Source organism: Bradyrhizobium sp. LCT2 (genome assembly GCF_009931255.1).
Taxonomy (GTDB): Bacteria; Pseudomonadota; Alphaproteobacteria; order Rhizobiales; family Xanthobacteraceae; genus Bradyrhizobium; species Bradyrhizobium diazoefficiens.
In genome coordinates, this window is sequence record NZ_CP034432.1 from 5,403,001 (window position 1) to 5,417,770 (window position 14,770).

13 protein-coding genes and 1 pseudogene are annotated in these 14,770 nt (G+C 65.2%); 9 read left to right on the forward strand and 5 right to left on the reverse strand.

What is annotated here, in order from left to right:
- Window positions 1–115 precede the first annotated feature (115 nt).
- The 4 genes from parE (at window position 116) to EI171_RS25990 (ending at window position 4,664) form a co-directional block, all read left to right on the forward strand.
- Window positions 116–2,161 carry a DNA topoisomerase IV subunit B gene (gene parE, locus EI171_RS25975; protein WP_011087127.1) on the forward strand — a complete coding sequence of 682 codons (2,046 nt, stop codon included), beginning with the start codon at window positions 116–118 and terminating at the stop codon, window positions 2,159–2,161.
- A gap of 415 nt (window positions 2,162–2,576) precedes the next feature.
- A complete protein-coding gene (locus EI171_RS25980; protein WP_028171277.1) occupies window positions 2,577–3,368 on the forward strand; it encodes an outer membrane protein in 792 nt (263 codons plus the stop codon).
- A gap of 318 nt (window positions 3,369–3,686) precedes the next feature.
- Window positions 3,687–3,872 carry a hypothetical protein gene (locus tag EI171_RS25985; RefSeq protein ID WP_027542625.1) on the forward strand — a complete coding sequence of 62 codons (186 nt, stop codon included), beginning with the start codon at window positions 3,687–3,689 and terminating at the stop codon, window positions 3,870–3,872.
- A gap of 21 nt (window positions 3,873–3,893) precedes the next feature.
- A complete protein-coding gene (locus EI171_RS25990; protein WP_060911855.1) occupies window positions 3,894–4,664 on the forward strand; it encodes an SDR family NAD(P)-dependent oxidoreductase in 771 nt (256 codons plus the stop codon).
- Window positions 4,665–4,760: 96 nt separating this feature from the next.
- On the opposite strand, the gene EI171_RS25995 is transcribed toward EI171_RS25990, so the two are convergent.
- Entirely contained in the window at window positions 4,761–5,528 is a 768-nt protein-coding gene (locus EI171_RS25995; RefSeq protein ID WP_038967110.1) for an outer membrane protein, read from the reverse strand.
- A 179-nt stretch (window positions 5,529–5,707) separates the two neighbouring features.
- A complete protein-coding gene (locus tag EI171_RS26000) occupies window positions 5,708–6,943 on the reverse strand; it encodes an FAD-dependent oxidoreductase (RefSeq protein ID WP_161535035.1) in 1,236 nt (411 codons plus the stop codon).
- Between the two features lie 119 nt (window positions 6,944–7,062).
- On the opposite strand from EI171_RS26000, the gene EI171_RS26005 reads away from it, so the two are divergent.
- Window positions 7,063–7,338, forward strand: a complete 276-nt coding sequence (locus EI171_RS26005; RefSeq protein ID WP_161535036.1) for a hypothetical protein — start codon at window positions 7,063–7,065, stop codon at window positions 7,336–7,338.
- Window positions 7,339–7,366: 28 nt separating this feature from the next.
- On the opposite strand, the gene EI171_RS26010 is transcribed toward EI171_RS26005, so the two are convergent.
- Window positions 7,367–8,881, reverse strand: a complete 1,515-nt coding sequence (locus EI171_RS26010) for a caspase family protein (RefSeq protein WP_028171273.1) — start codon at window positions 8,879–8,881, stop codon at window positions 7,367–7,369.
- Between the two features lie 206 nt (window positions 8,882–9,087).
- Here EI171_RS26010 and EI171_RS26015 point away from each other — a divergent pair, with 206 nt between their 5' ends.
- The 4 genes from EI171_RS26015 (at window position 9,088) to fabA (ending at window position 13,721) form a co-directional block, all read left to right on the forward strand.
- The gene (locus tag EI171_RS26015; protein ID WP_161535037.1) at window positions 9,088–10,068 is read left to right on the forward strand and encodes a helix-turn-helix domain-containing protein; all 981 of its coding nucleotides are present in this window, start codon (window positions 9,088–9,090) and stop codon (window positions 10,066–10,068) included.
- A gap of 290 nt (window positions 10,069–10,358) precedes the next feature.
- A complete protein-coding gene (locus EI171_RS26020) occupies window positions 10,359–11,861 on the forward strand; it encodes a DEAD/DEAH box helicase (RefSeq protein ID WP_161535038.1) in 1,503 nt (500 codons plus the stop codon).
- A 163-nt stretch (window positions 11,862–12,024) separates the two neighbouring features.
- Window positions 12,025–13,092 carry a GGDEF domain-containing protein gene (locus tag EI171_RS26025; RefSeq protein WP_161535039.1) on the forward strand — a complete coding sequence of 356 codons (1,068 nt, stop codon included), beginning with the start codon at window positions 12,025–12,027 and terminating at the stop codon, window positions 13,090–13,092.
- 98 nt (window positions 13,093–13,190) lie between these two features.
- Entirely contained in the window at window positions 13,191–13,721 is a 531-nt protein-coding gene (gene fabA / locus EI171_RS26030) for a bifunctional 3-hydroxydecanoyl-ACP dehydratase/trans-2-decenoyl-ACP isomerase (RefSeq protein WP_161535040.1), read from the forward strand.
- Between the two features lie 64 nt (window positions 13,722–13,785).
- Here the strand turns inward: fabA and EI171_RS26035 are convergent, their stop codons facing one another.
- Together EI171_RS26035 and EI171_RS26040 are read right to left on the reverse strand one after the other, a co-directional pair.
- Window positions 13,786–14,226, reverse strand: coding sequence for a TfoX/Sxy family protein (locus tag EI171_RS26035; RefSeq protein ID WP_161535041.1), 441 nt, complete (start codon window positions 14,224–14,226; stop codon window positions 13,786–13,788).
- Between the two features lie 198 nt (window positions 14,227–14,424).
- A pseudogene (locus EI171_RS26040) lies at window positions 14,425–14,765 on the reverse strand (HesB/IscA family protein).
- Between the last annotated feature and the right edge of the window lie 5 nt (window positions 14,766–14,770).

Genomic DNA, 14,770 nt, shown 5'->3' on the forward strand with positions numbered 1-14,770 from the left:
ATTAGCTCCCAACCCCAGCCCCCGCCGGCCCTGCGGTGACCTTTCCAGGCCAGCCGTGTCATAGTCGCCCGAACCGATTCGCCGCCCGCGCGGCCCTCAAAACACATCAAAATTCATGTCCAAGCAGTTGAAACCAAAAGCAAAAGACGACTTTTTCGGCGGCAACGAGCCGAAGCCCCGCGCCGCCGCCAAGGCGTCGCCACGCGCGGGCGGCGCGGAAGCCGACTACACCGCGGCCGACATCGAGGTGCTCGAAGGCCTGGAACCGGTGCGGCGCCGACCCGGCATGTATATCGGCGGAACCGACGAGAAGGCGCTGCATCACCTGTTCGCCGAAGTCATCGACAACTCGATGGACGAGGCGCTCGCCGGGCACGCGACCTTCATCGGCGTCGAGCTCAGCGCGGACGGCTTTCTCACCGTCACCGACAACGGCCGCGGCATCCCGATCGATCCGCATCCGAAGTTTCCGAAGAAGTCGGCGCTCGAAGTCATCATGTGCACACTGCATTCGGGCGGCAAGTTCGACAGCAAGGTCTACGAGACCTCGGGCGGCCTGCACGGCGTCGGCATCTCCGTCGTGAACGCCCTCTCCTCCCTTCTCGAGGTCGAGGTCGCGCGCAGCCAGAAACTCTACCGCATGACGTTCGAGCGCGGGCACCCCAAGGGCAAGCTCGAGGATCTCGGCAAGATCAACAACCGCCGCGGCACGCGCGTGCGCTTCAAGCCCGATACCGACATCTTCGGCGCCAAGGCCGCGTTCAAGCCGCAGCGCCTGTTCAAGATGACGCGTTCAAAGGCCTATCTGTTCGGCGGCGTCGAGATCCGCTGGAACTGCGCGCCCGAACTGCTCAAGGGCATCGACGACGTGCCGGCGGAAGCGACTTTCCACTTCCCCGGCGGCCTGAAGGATTATCTCGCCGCCGCGATCCACGCCGACACGCTGGTGCATCCCGACATCTTCTCCGGCAAGTCGGGCCGCAACGGCGCGCATGGCGCCTGCGAATGGGCGGTCGCCTGGACCGCGGATGCCGACGGCTTCCTCTCGTCCTACACCAACACGGTGCCGACGCCCGATGGCGGCACGCATGAATCCGGCCTGCGGAGCGCGCTGCTGCGCGGCCTGAAGGATCACGCCGAGCGCGTCGGCCAGGGCAAGCGCGCCTCGTCCATCACGTCGGAAGACGTGATGGTGGGTGCGGCGGTGATGCTCTCGGTGTTCGTGCGCGAGCCTGAATTCCAGGGCCAGACCAAGGATCGGCTCGCTACCGCCGAAGCGCAACGCATCGTCGAGCAGGCAATGAAGGATCCGTTCGACCATTGGCTGTCGGGCAATCCGAACCAGGCCAACAAGCTGCTCGACTTCGTGATCGACCGCGCCGAGGAGCGCCTGCGCCGCCGCCAGGAGAAAGAGACCGCGCGGAAAACCGCGGGCAAGAAGCTGCGCCTGCCCGGCAAGCTCGCCGACTGCAGCGACGCCGGCACCGAAGGCTCCGAGCTGTTCATCGTCGAGGGCGACTCGGCCGGCGGCAGCGCCAAGCAGGCACGCGACCGCAAGACCCAGGCCGTGCTGCCGCTGCGCGGCAAGATCCTCAACGTCGCTTCTGCCGGCAAGGACAAGCTGACGGCGAACGCCCAGCTTTCCGACCTCGTGCAGGCGATCGGCTGCGGCACGCTCGCGCAATATCGCGAAGAGGATCTGCGCTATCAGCGTATCATCATCATGACCGACGCCGACGTCGACGGCGCCCATATCGCCTCGCTGCTGATCACCTTCTTCTACCGGCAGATGCCGCGGCTGATCGACGAGGGCCACCTCTTCCTCGCGGTGCCGCCGCTCTACAAGCTCACCCACGGCTCGAAGTCGGTCTACGCCCGCGATGACGCGCACAAGGAGGCGCTGATCAAGAGCGAGTTCAACGCCAACGCCAAGGTCGAGGTGAACCGCTTCAAAGGCCTTGGCGAAATGATGCCGGCGCAGCTCAAGGAGACCACCATGGATCCGGCCAAGCGGACCATGCTGAAGGTGGTCCTGCTGGCCGACGACCGCGACACGACCGCGGATTCGGTCGAGCGTCTGATGGGCACCAAGGCCGAGGCGCGATTTGCCTTCATCTCGGACAAGGCCGAATTCGCGAACGAAGACCTGCTCGACGTCTGAATCCGCGCACCGACGTCGTATCGCGCGTCCGACAAAGGCCCCGGCATCGCCGGGGCTTTTTCGTCAGGCACAGGCCCTTTCCAGCGACGCCTCGGCCGATTCGGGCGGGCGACTCGCGGGTACCAGGACCGAAGCACACGTTGCCTTCCTCTCGGACAACCTCGAATTCGCCAAGGGAAGCGTCGCTGGACATCCGAGCGACGCCTTCCTAGAGCATTGTAATTCAAAGGGAATTTTGCCTTTATCGCTTTGTCGGCCAAGGTGTGTCTGTCGTACAACTACGGAGGCTTTTCAGGCGATTGTGTCCGCGCAGCAACAGCTTTTCGGCAGGAAGCGGCTATAGTCCGGGCATCAGATGACTCGGACTTCAGTGCGCTCGCGTCTGCCACACAGACCAAAGGTTGGGGATTTCAACATGAAGAAGTTTTTGCTCGCTTTGACCGCCGTGGCGGCGATGACGGGATCGGCCTCGGCGGCCGACCTCGGTGCGCGTCCCTACGTTAAGGCCCCGGCCCCGGCCCCGGTTGCCAGCTGGACCGGCTTCTACATCTTCGGCGGTGCCGGCGGCGGTCTGTGGAATGCCGACAGCAGTGTCCAGACCTTCCCTGGTGCTGTTCTCTCCTCGCGTGACCAGCGGCTGGGCGGCAGCGGTTGGTTCGGAACCGTCGGCCTCGGCTATGACTGGCAGTTCAACGGACGCTGGGTGGCTGGCCTCTTCGCCGACGGTCAGTTCGGCGACATCCGCGGCTCTCTCAGCGATCCCAATTTCGCAACCGAAGGTCGCGAAAAGCTGCGCACCAGCTACGCAGCGGGCGCACGGTTGGGCTACCTGGTCGCTCCGAATGTTCTTTCCTACGTGAATGCTGGTTACTCGGGTTCGGAGTGGTCGGGCACGACCCAGTCGTCCCTGTTCACCCCGTTCGCTGCGGTTGATACCACGAAGTCGTTCCGTCGCGACGGCTGGTTCATCGGCGGCGGCGTCGAGAACAATCTCGACCTTTTCGGCATCTCGGCACCGGGCTGGTTCATGAAGACCGAATACCGTTCGGCTTTCTACGATCGCGTGACGCTGCCCCAGACCTTTACCGCTGCCAACGGCGGTGGTCCGACCGGCACCGCCCTCACCTTCAAGCCGTGGGTCCAGACCATCAGCACGTCGCTGGTCTACCGCTTCAACTGGAGCGGCCCGGTCGTCGCCAAGTACTGATCCGAACGCAAGTTCAGACGTCAAAGCCCCGGCATCGTCCGGGGCTTTTTCGTTGCGGGAATGCCCGCGGCCGACGACCGCCTTCAGCGACTTGCAGGCGCAGGCGAGCTGACTTCGATCTCCGCCCGGTCCGTATTGGTGATCGCCCTACCCCGAGCAGCGCGCATCGCCGTGGCTCCCGCTCACGCCGGACGCTTGTGCGAGCGCCGCCGTTGTATCCGAACCGCAGCTACGGTTACTGTGCGCCCAAGTTTTCGTGGCCGCGGCAGTCGTTCATGCCTTAGGCCGCGGCGGAACCAGACCAACGGGGAGGAATGCATGCGCAGATTTCTGCTGATCGCAGGCCTGTTTGTCCTCGCCGTCGGGCTGCTCTGGATCGGACAGGGCACGGGCACCGTTCCCTGGCCGCGATCGAGCTTCATGGTCAACCAGCTGCAATGGGCCGGCTATGGTGCTGCCATGGCCGGGTTCGGGCTGGTCCTGATCTGGCAAAGCAACCAATAGAAGAAACCAGGAAGTGAAAGCATGACATCCAGCCGGTTCGATCTCCGCGGCAAGGTCGCGATCGTCACAGGAGGCAATGGCGGCATCGGGCTCGGCCTGGCGCACGGGCTCGCCGATGCCGGCGCCAATATCGCCGTGGTCGGGCGCAACGAAACCAAGTCGGCCACCGCCGTTGCCGATCTCAGACAGCGCGGCGTGAAGGCGATCGCCGTCACCACCGACGTGACCGACCAGGCGGCGGTCGCAGCCATGATCGACCGCGTCGTCAAGGAGTTCGGCCGCATCGACATCCTCATCAACAATGCCGGCATGAGCATCCGCAAGCCGCCGCACGAGCTCGAGCTCGACGAGTGGAACAAGGTGATCGACACCAACCTCACCAGCGCCTTCGTGTGCTCGAAGCTGGCCTATCCGGCGCTGAAGGCGTCCGGCAACGGCAAGGTGATCAACATCGGCTCGATGATGTCGATCTTCGGCGCCAGCTTTGCGACGGCCTATGCGGCGAGCAAGGGCGGCATCGTGCAGTACACGCGCGCCTGCGCCAATGCCTGGGCGCCCGACAACATCCAGGTCAACGCCATCCTGCCGGGCTGGATCGACACCGACCTCACCCGCGGCGCGCGGCAGCAGGTGTCGGGCCTGCACGAGCGCGTGCTGGCGCGCACGCCTGCGGGGCGCTGGGGCGAGATCGACGACTTCGCCGGCATCGCGGTGTTCCTCGCCTCACCCGCCTCGAACTTCGTCACGGGTACCGCGATCCCCGTTGACGGCGGATTCTCGGTCATGGCCTGAGGCGCAGGCTCGCTGCACGCAAAAAGAAGCCCCGGCGATGCCGGGGCTTTGAATTTGTCAGTGATCGTCTTTTTCTGCTGCTTGGTCGTTGGTTGCTCAGTAGCGCGCGATGACCGGCGCGTCGAACTTGTAGCTCGCGCGCACGACGGCCCACTGAAGGTCGCGCGGCTTGGCGTCGAAGGTGTAGTTGGTCGTGGTGCCGCCGAGCTGATAGGTCTGGCTGCCGAAGGCCGCGTAATTGTATTCGAGGCCGACGATCCAGTTGCGGGTGACGCCGTATTCCCAGCCGGCGCCGACGGTCCAGCCGTTGGCCCAGTGGGTCTGACCGCCCGAGCCCGTCGCCGGGCCAACCGTATCGCTGACCGACAGGCGGTTGTTCACGCCCGCATAGCCGCCCTTGATGTAGAACAGGTTGTTCTGCACGGCGAAACCAGCGCGGCCGACGACGGTCGCAAGCACATTGGCGCGCCAGGAGAACACGTCGTCACCGGCACCGAACGCAGTATTCAGGAACGACCCCTTGTTATCGAGGCCGGAGATCGTGCCTTCCATGCCGAACACGTAGTTGTTCGCCTGCCAGTTGTAGCCGATCTGCGCGCCGCCGAGGACGCCCGAGTTGCGCTGACGATAGCCCTGTCCCGGAACCAGATCGCCGAAGCCGCCGCTGTTGCCGTTGTTGATGAACTGCTCGTTGGTCCAGGCGCCACCGATGTGGCCGCCGACATAGAAACCGGTCCAGTTGAACAGCGGCTCGACATAGGCGGGCGCCTTCGTGTAGCGCGCACCGAGATCGGCGGCGGACGCAGCGCCGGTCGAAACCAGCGCGGTCGTGCAGGCGAAGGCGGCAATCAATTTGTTACGCATGGTACACCCCGTGTCCTTTGATGGGCGCACGCTCACACGCAGGTCTTACTCAAATTTGAATCAACAAAGTTAAGACGCCGGATTGGCAGGTTGCGGTGCTTGAATCCGTCTGCGCTGTTGCACGCCCGCAACGCGCTACGCGCGATTTAACGCGAAATTATCCCTACCCGATTGCAGCGCTACGATGCCGGCGCGGCCTTGGACTGAACGTGCTCGGGCCGCACGCCGAGCGCGATCAGGCGCGCCGGGATGCCCTGGAGCCATGGCAGCGCGGTGATCAGGCGCACGATCAGCGGCACCTTCAACGGCCGGTCGCCGCCCTGCAGGGCGCCGCTGATGATGTTGTTCTGCACGATCACCTGCATGGCTTGCGTCATCTTCACCGGGAACTCGCGCCGGCGGCGCACGGCGTCGAGCTCATCCTCGGACGGGCAGCCGTGCTGAAGCTTGTCCGCGAGCAGGTTGGCGGTCGCCACCGCATCCTGCACGGCGAGATTGACGCCGACGCCGCCGACCGGCGACATCGCATGCGCGGCGTCGCCGATGAGAAGCAGGCCCGGCCGCGTCCAGCGCGCCAGGCGGTTGATCGCGACGGTGAGCAGCTTGATGTCGTCGAAGCTCTTCACGTCGGCAATGCCGCTTCGGAGGATCGGCGCCATGCGCACGACGTCGTCGAGCAGCGCCTGCAATCCCCTCGCCTTCACCGCATCGTGCTGCCCCTTGGCGATGACGTAGGCGCATTGCCAGTAGTCGCCGCGGTCGAAGGTGATCATCATCTTGCCGGGCTCGACGCGCGCGAACACACTTTCCGTCTCGTCCGCCTTGCGGCCGGCGCGAAACCACAGCACGTCCATCGGTGCGCCGATTTCCACGACCTCGAGACCGGCGCGCTCGCGCACCGTCGAATGCCGGCCGTCGCAAGCGATGGTGAAATCCGCCTCGATGTCGATCGGTCCCTCCGGCGTCTTTGCCCGCACGCCGGCGAACGTCTCACCGCGGCGGATCAGGTCGACGGCTTCCGTGTTCATCATCACCCTGAGCGAGGCGAAGCGCTTGCCGGCCTCGCGCAGGAAGTTCAGGAAGTCCCATTGCGGCATGAAGGCGATGAACGGGTACTTCGTGTTCAGCCGGCTCAGATCGGCGATGCGCACCGGCGTACCGCCGAACAGGCCGTCCATCTTCTGCAAGCGCTGGTGCGGCAGCTTCAGGAAACCGTCGATCAGGCCGAGCTCATCCATCACCTGGAGCGTCGATGGATGCACGGTGTCGCCGCGAAAGTCGCGAAAGAAATCCGCATGCTTCTCCAGCACCACGACGTCGATGCCCGCGCGCCCCAGGAGATAGCCGAGCATCATGCCGGCGGGTCCGCCGCCGACGACGCAACACCGGACTTTTACGGAGGAACTCGGGTTCAAGGCCGCCCCTCATTTACGACTTAAGTTTTCTGTGCGGTGCAGCAAGCAAGTTTAATTTGCCGCAGCTGTGAATGCCCGTTAGCGTTGCAACGAATTTCGATTTCTTTCAGGAAATTGCGGTGCGGACTATCCTCATACTGCTCGGCGTCTGGATCCTGATCAACGTGCTTTTCGTCGTGATCATGATCCCGCCGCGGAAGTCGCATCAGCGGCAGACCGGCACGCTTGCGCCGGTGCCCATCGACCAGAACGGCTATCCGTTCGAGGAACCGGAGAAGCTCCTGCTTCGCCACGTCATCATTTCGATCGCGATGGGCGCGCTCTTCTCGCTGGCTCCCCCCTTGATCGAAGCCGTCGAGTCCATCAAGCGCCGCATCAGGAAGCGCCGCGCGTAGCGGCGGCGGGCGCCGCCTGCGCGACACCTCAGTTGTTGCTGCGGTTCGCCGCGCGAAAACTCTTGATCTCCGATACGCTGCCGTCGCGATAGGTCAGCTCCACCGAGACGAACTGCGTGGCCGGAGCGAGCTTCATGTAGAGCGGCATGCCGGCGGTGATCGCGCTGGGGTCGCGCATGTCACACCCCGGCATCTTCAGCACCTGGTTGGGTACCGCGGTGTCGATGCCGATGCGCACCTCGCGGATGGCGCAGCGGTAGGACACGAGGTGCGTGTAGTAGACGAGCAGCCCGTTGAACTCGCGGAATGACAGCCAGCTCGTCGCGGTCATGTCGAGGATCTTGCGCTGGTCGCGGATCAGCGCGGCCTCGGGATCGAACCTGATCGGGAACGGGCCCTGCATGTCGCCCGACTGATCGACATAGCGGACCTCGATGGTGCCGGCCTGTGCATCCGGCGGCAATTCGATCGACGGGTTCGGCATCCGCTTGCGCGTGCGCGGATCGAGCGTGTCGATGAATCCGGTCTCGCGGAAATCGCCATTGCCGGCCATGCGCCAGGAAATGCCGAGCGTCGGATCGGCGAAGGAGAACACCACGCTCCAGCCGCCATTGTGGCGCGAGAAGCTCGCGATCGGCGCGTTGGTGGTTTCCTCCTTCTGCACGCGCGGCACCGACACCGGCGGCAGCGCCGCAAGCTTCTGCGCCGGCGGATCGGCCGGCCGCGCAGCCGCGTCTTTCGCGATACCGCTCAAGAAGACGTCGTCGACCATCTGGTCGAAATAGACCGGCACCTGCCTGTGCTTGACGGTGTCGGCCATCTCGCTGACGAGACGGCGGGTGCGCTGCGCCACCTGCACGAGGTTCTCGCCGGGTTGCAGCAGCTCCTTGGCGAAGGTGCGCGTGAACACCGAATTGGGATCGGCGTCGTCGTTGGAGAGGCGATCGAGCGCGGTCTGGCGGGGACCGGCCGAGAACACGGAGAACACGCCTTCGGGCAGCTGCATCATCGGCGCGAGCCCGCCGCCGCCGGCGACCGCGCGGGTCCCTTTGCGCTCGAACGGATTGTTGCGGCAAGCGTCGAACACCAGGATCGAGGTCCGCGCCTTCTTGTTCTGAAGGCGCTCGACGATGCGGTCCGCCAGGATGGAGGCGTCGCGCACCAGCTCTTCCTGCCCTTCCGTCGCCGCCGGCACGTCGGTCGGCAGCAGGTAGTTCTGGCCCGCGATCTCGAAACCGTGGCCGGCATAGAAAAAGAAGGCGGTGTCGCCGGGCTCGATCGCCCGGTCGAACGCGAGCAGCGTCTCGGAGAATTGCTGCCGGCTCTGGTTCTCCGCGACCATCACCGAGAAGCCGAGCTGCTTCAGCGTGTCGCCCATGGTGCGGGCGTCGTTGACCGCCTTGAGCAGTTTCGGGACGTTCCTGTAGTCGTTGTTGCCGACGACGAGCGCGACGCGCTTCTCGGCACAGGCGGGAAGCGCGAAGCCGCCCAGGCTCGCCGCGAGGCCAAGGGTCGCCAGAATTCTGAAAAGCCGACGCGTCATCGAAAAATTCCCGTTGCAGGACGGCTTACCGCCGGCGACCCTCGTACAGTCCATTGGCGACCTTCGGCCGTTGTTGTCATAGTCGGTCCAGCCATAGCGGCGGTTCAACCGGCGCAGCCACCGGTTCCATCGTCTGGGCCTATGGCAAGAACAGCTGGAATCTGCTTTTTCTTAGGCGCAATTCCGTTCGCGGACGAGGGGCTATCGTGTATCGCTGGTGCACTGACGAGGTCGACCCGCAGGAGCGCTTCGACTATTGGCGCGAGGTGCGCGCCAAGGGCCTGTTCGGCGTCACCGCCGAGCTCGAGCGCGAACGGCGCGCGGACTTCTTCGGCGAATTCTCGCTGCGCCAGCTCGGCGGTGGCGGTCTCGTCGAGCTGAAGGCCTCGCACTACACGGTCGAGCGCAGCACCTCCGACATCGCCTACACACCCGGCGACAGCATCTGCGTCTACCAGCAGCTCGGCAGCGGCGGCTGGTTCGGCGGCATGCGCGGACCCGACTTCGCGATCGCCAATGGCAGCTTCGCCACCAGCCATACCGACCTGCCCTATCGCACCGCGCCACTCGGCGCCGGGGGCTTCCACCTGCGCATCCTGAAGATCCCGGTGAGCCACATCCCCGCGCAGGACAGGCGCATCCGCGAACTCACGCCGAAGACCTTCAATGACCATGCGCTGGCGCCCCTGCTCGCGGCCTGCTTTGCCGATCTCGGCGAGGCCGCCGCTGGCGATGACGGTGCTGCCGATGCGACCTCCCTTGTCCAGGCCTCCTTGGTTCAAGCGCTGGCCCATCTGGCGCTGATCGAGCGCGGCATCGTGCGCCCCGGCAGCCGGCTCGGACAGGCTGCGCTGCGGACCGCCCGTCTCTCGCAGGCGCGGCGCCTGATCGCGCGCCACCTGCAAAACCCGGACCTGGCGCCGTCGATGGTGGCCGACCTGCTCGGCGTTTCCGTGCGTCACCTGCACATGCTGTTCGAAGCCGCGGAGAAAAGCTTCTCGCAGACCGTGACCAACGAGCGCCTGAAGAGAAGCCGCCGCCTGCTGCGCGAGGCGCCGGAGCGGTTGATCGCCGACATCGCGACCTCCTGCGGCTTCGAGAGCCTGGCGACCTATTACCGGGTCTTCAACGCCGCCTATGGCATGGCCCCCGGCGACTTCCGGGCCCGGGTCCCAGAGGGGCATTAGGCGCCGCCTCCGCCCGGCCAATGGCCGAGGCGAAAAACCCCAGCCGGGCCCGCTATTTGGGTAAAACCTCAGGGTTTTTAGGGCCTTCCCGCGCCTGCTCCATTGACTTTGGCCAATTCCCGCCTATGTTCCGGGGCGACGCAGCTCGGATCGAAGAGCGATTCCTGAGCCTTGCGCTTTGTTCGCGTGAGTCAGCACCCCCAGCTTCCTAGAGAGCGCGCCGTTTCGGGGTGGAACGCGACCAGCCTTATTACCCTCGATTCCGAACGGCGGTTTCGACCAGAGGCTCAATGTCCTTTTCAAATCTCGGACTATCCGAAAAAGTCCTCGCCGCAGTGGCGGCCACCGGTTACACCACCCCCACCCCCATTCAGGAACAGGCGATCCCTCACGTCCTCGCACGCAAGGACGTCCTCGGCATCGCCCAGACCGGCACCGGCAAGACCGCGGCCTTCGTGCTGCCGATGCTCACCATCCTCGAAAAGGGCAGAGCCCGGGCGCGCATGCCGCGCACCCTGATCCTGGAGCCGACCCGCGAGCTCGCGGCACAGGTCAAAGAGAATTTTGATCGCTACGGCGCCGGCCAGAAGCTCAACGTCGCCCTGCTGATCGGCGGCGTCTCGTTCGGCGACCAGGATGCCAAGCTGACGCGCGGCGTCGACGTGCTGATCGCAACCCCGGGCCGCCTGCTCGACCACACCGAGCGCGGCGGCCTGCTGCTCACCGGCGTGGAACTGCTCGTCATCGACGAAGCCGACCGCATGCTGGACATGGGCTTCATTCCCGACATCGAGCGCATCTGCAAGCTCGTCCCGTTCACGCGGCAGACCCTGTTCTTCACCGCGACCATGCCGCCGGAAATCCGGCGCATCACCGAGACCTTCCTGCACAACCCGCAGAAGGTCGAAGTCTCCAAGCCCGCCACCACCGCCGTCACCGTCACGCAGTCCCAGGTCCCGGCCGGGCGCGAGGCGCATGAAAAGCGCGAACTGCTCCGCCGCCTGCTGCGCGAGGCCAAGGATCTCAAGAACGCGATCATCTTCTGCAATCGCAAGCGCGAAGTCGCGATCGTGCACAAATCGCTCCAGAAGCACGGCTTCAGCGTCGGCGCGCTGCACGGCGACATGGACCAGCCGGCCCGCATGGCCGCACTCGAGCAGTTCCGCAAGGGTGAGCTGCCGTTGCTGGTCGCCTCCGACGTCGCGGCCCGCGGCCTCGACATCCCCGAGGTCAGCCACGTCTTCAATTTCGACGTCCCTCACCATCCCGACGACTACGTCCATCGCGTCGGCCGCACCGGCCGCGCCGGCCGCAGCGGTACGGCGATCTCGATCGTCACGCCGCTCGACCAGAAGTCGATGGTTGCGATCGAGAAGCTGATCGGCCAGAGCATTCCGCGCGCTGAAGGCGACTACGAAGTGCACGTAGAAACCGGCGATGCGACCGACCGTCCGCGCGAGCAGCGCGGCCGCGAACGTTCACGCGGCGGACGCGGCAAGCCGCAACGCGGCCGCGACCGTGAGCGCAGCCACGAGCCGCGCGAGGCGCGGCCTTCAGCCGAAGCACGCCCCGCCCCCGAGGCGAGGCCCGCACGCGAGCCGAGACCTCCGCGCGAAGCCAAGCCATCACCCGAGCCGCGTCACGGCTCGCGCCCGCAGGCCAATGCGTCGCATGTGCCGTCGATCGGCCGTCCCGAACCGCGCCGCCAGCGCGAGGCCGACACCGAGCCGGGCGATCATTCCCACCTTCCGGCGTTTCTGTTGCGCCCGGTCCGCTCCCCCGCCGGCGCCTGAAGCGCGACGCGTTTCAGGTTGGTTGAGACAGAGCGCCGCACACGTTTTCAGACGCATTCGTGAACGTATATTTACGGGTCGTTCACGATCGTCCGTTAGCCTACGAACATAATTTAAGCATTGCTGCGGTCGACGATGCATTGGCCGCCGTGGGGTATGTTCCGTGGTCAAGGTGCTTGACGAACACGAACGCACGATGGCGTTCGCCGAGGTGGCGCTCGGCCAGATCCGATCGCTTCGGCAGACGGCAATTCCCCGCAATTACGAGATCTGGTACGTCTACGCGACCGGCTACAACGCACCGCTCAACAAGATCATCAACGAGACGCTGGCCCGCCACGGCAAGCTGACCGAAGCCGATCTCGAGCAGATCTACGAGACCTATCTCTCCCACATCAAGACCACCGACCGCATCGACAAGGTCGGTGCGCGCGTCATCGGCGAGATCGATGACGTGATGAAGGTTCTCGGCGATGCGCTCGGCATGACCGGCTCCTACGACGCCAGCCTGTCGAGCGCGACAGAACGGCTGTCGTCGGCCAAGAGCCGCGAGCAGATCAAGGCGATCGTCGAGACGCTGGTGCGCTCGACCAGCGAGATGCGTGAGACCAACAAGGCGCTGGAAGACCGGCTGACGCTGTCCAGGAACGAGATCAGCAATCTCCAGCAGAGCCTGGAGGCGATCCGTGCCGAGAGCCTGACCGACCCGCTCACGGGCCTCGGCAACCGCAAGTATTTCGATCGCATGATCGGCATGGCCGTTCAGAGTGCGCTCGCATCGGGCGAGCCGCTGTCGCTGCTGCTGTTCGACATCGACCACTTCAAGTCGTTCAACGATTCCTACGGCCATCTCACCGGCGACCAGGTGCTGCGCCTGGTCGGCCTGTCCATGAAGCAGACCATCAAGGGCCAGGACATCACCGCGCGCTATGGCGGCGAGGAGTTCGCCGTCCTGCTGCCCAACACCGCGCTGCGCCAGGCCCTCACGGTCGCCGACCACATCCGCCGCGCCGTGATGGCGAAGGAGTTGAAGAAGAAGTCCACCGGCGAGATTCTCGGCCGCGTCACCATCTCCGTCGGCGTCTCCATGCTCAAGCCGGGCGACGACACCGACGCGCTGATCGAACGCGCCGATGCCTGCCTCTACGCCGCCAAGCGCAACGGCCGCAACCGCGTGATCTGCGAAGCGGATCCGGAATTTGCCGTTGAGACGCACAGCCGGGTGGCGTGACGGAAGCACCGCGCCGAACCGCGCGCGCTTGACATTCCTTCCTGACGGGCGACATCTTCCGCGCTGGCTCAACGCGCCTGACGCGAGGACATGTCGTCTTGCCCAACCCTCATGATTTCCACACGCCGCAACCGTCCTACACCAGGGACGAGCTGCTGAGGTCGAGCGAAGGCGGCTATTTCGGTCCCGGCAATGCGCAATTGCCGGCACCGCCGATGCTGATGATGGACCGCATCTCCGAGATCAGCCTGGACGGCGGCGAGTTCGGCAAGGGCCATATCGTCGGCGAGCTCGACATTGTACCGGGCCATTGGTTCTTCGACTGCCACTTTCGCGGCGATCCGCTGATGCCGTCCTCTCTCGGGCTCGACGCCATGTGGCAGATGATCGGCTATTGGCTCGGCTGGTCGGGCTCACCGGGCAAAGGCCGCGCCATCGGCGTCGGCGAGGTGGAATGTACGGGCGAGATCACACCGACCGTGCAACGCGTGCGCTACGAGGTCGCCATGCGCATGGTTCGGCGCGGCAAGCTGGTGCTCGGAATTGCCGATGGCCGGGTGCTTGCCGACGGCGCCTGCGTCTTCACGGCCAAGGACATGCGGGTAGGCCTGACCAAGGCGGTGGAGTGAAGTCCTGTAGGGGTGGGCAAAGGCGCGCAGCGCCGTGCCCACCATGTCTCTCCGCACCAGCACCTCAACGGTGGGCACGCTTCGCTTTGCCTACCCTACGAACCGCTTTCTTGGCTGGCCGCTTCCTCGCAACGGGCTTCTTCGGCGCGACCTTCTTCGACGCCTTCTTGCCCTTGGGCCGCTGCTTCACCTTGGCGCGCTGGGCGGCGGCGAGCGCCGCCCTCGCCCATTGCGCAAGCTCCTGGGAATCGTCGAACAAGCGCGCGGGCAGCTCCCAGTAGGAGTTGACCGTCACGGTCTTGGCGCGGGTCGAGTACTGGAACGGCTTTGAGCCTTCTGTCTCGAAGTCCGGGATGGTCAATTCGTCGGCACGCAAGAACAGGCCCGCGCGCAGGGCGAGCGCGAAGTTGGCACCGTCGGCGGAGATGCCGTAGCCGGAGAACATCTTGCGGATGGTGACAGGGCCGAAATCGGCGAACAGGTCGATCAGGAATTCGCGGTCCATGGCCCCCCTCTCCTCATCGTCGTCCTGGCCTAGTGCGCAATTGCGCACGGGAGCCAGGACCCATTACCCCAGGGAGGAGTTTAGCGAAGACTCGAAGTCACGCTACGCGGCACCGGCACTTCCCACAATCGAGAGATCACGCGGTATGGGTCCTGGCTTTCGCCAGGACGACGGCGGAGTGAAACGAGAGAGCCGGGCCTACCCGTCGATCTTGGCCGGCCGCAGCTCGACCGATTCGCCGCAGCCGCAGGCGGAGACCTGGTTGGGGTTGTTGAAGACGAACTGGGCCTGCATCTTGTCGGCCTTGTAGTCCATCTCGGTGCCGAGCAGGAACAGGACGGCCTTGGGATCGACCAGGATCTTGACGCCCTTGTCCTCGACGACCTCGTCGGTCGGGCGGACATCATGGGCGTACTCGACGTGTAGGACTGACCGGCGCAGCCGCCGTTCTTCACACCGACGCGCAGGCCGACGATCTCGGAATCGGCGCGCTGGGTCAGCTCGCTGATGCGCTGGGCGGCGGCATCCGTCAGCCGCATCACCT

Coding starts and splice junctions, on each gene's coding strand:
- parE (WP_011087127.1), top strand. CDS start 116: ATGTCCAAGCAGTTGAAACCAAAAGCAAAAGACGACTTTTTCGGCGGC.
- EI171_RS25980 (WP_028171277.1), top strand. CDS start 2,577: ATGAAGAAGTTTTTGCTCGCTTTGACCGCCGTGGCGGCGATGACGGGA.
- EI171_RS25985 (WP_027542625.1), top strand. CDS start 3,687: ATGCGCAGATTTCTGCTGATCGCAGGCCTGTTTGTCCTCGCCGTCGGG.
- EI171_RS25990 (WP_060911855.1), top strand. CDS start 3,894: ATGACATCCAGCCGGTTCGATCTCCGCGGCAAGGTCGCGATCGTCACA.
- EI171_RS25995 (WP_038967110.1), bottom strand. CDS start 5,528: ATGCGTAACAAATTGATTGCCGCCTTCGCCTGCACGACCGCGCTGGTT.
- EI171_RS26010 (WP_028171273.1), bottom strand. CDS start 8,881: ATGACGCGTCGGCTTTTCAGAATTCTGGCGACCCTTGGCCTCGCGGCG.
- EI171_RS26020 (WP_161535038.1), top strand. CDS start 10,359: ATGTCCTTTTCAAATCTCGGACTATCCGAAAAAGTCCTCGCCGCAGTG.
- EI171_RS26035 (WP_161535041.1), bottom strand. CDS start 14,226: ATGGACCGCGAATTCCTGATCGACCTGTTCGCCGATTTCGGCCCTGTC.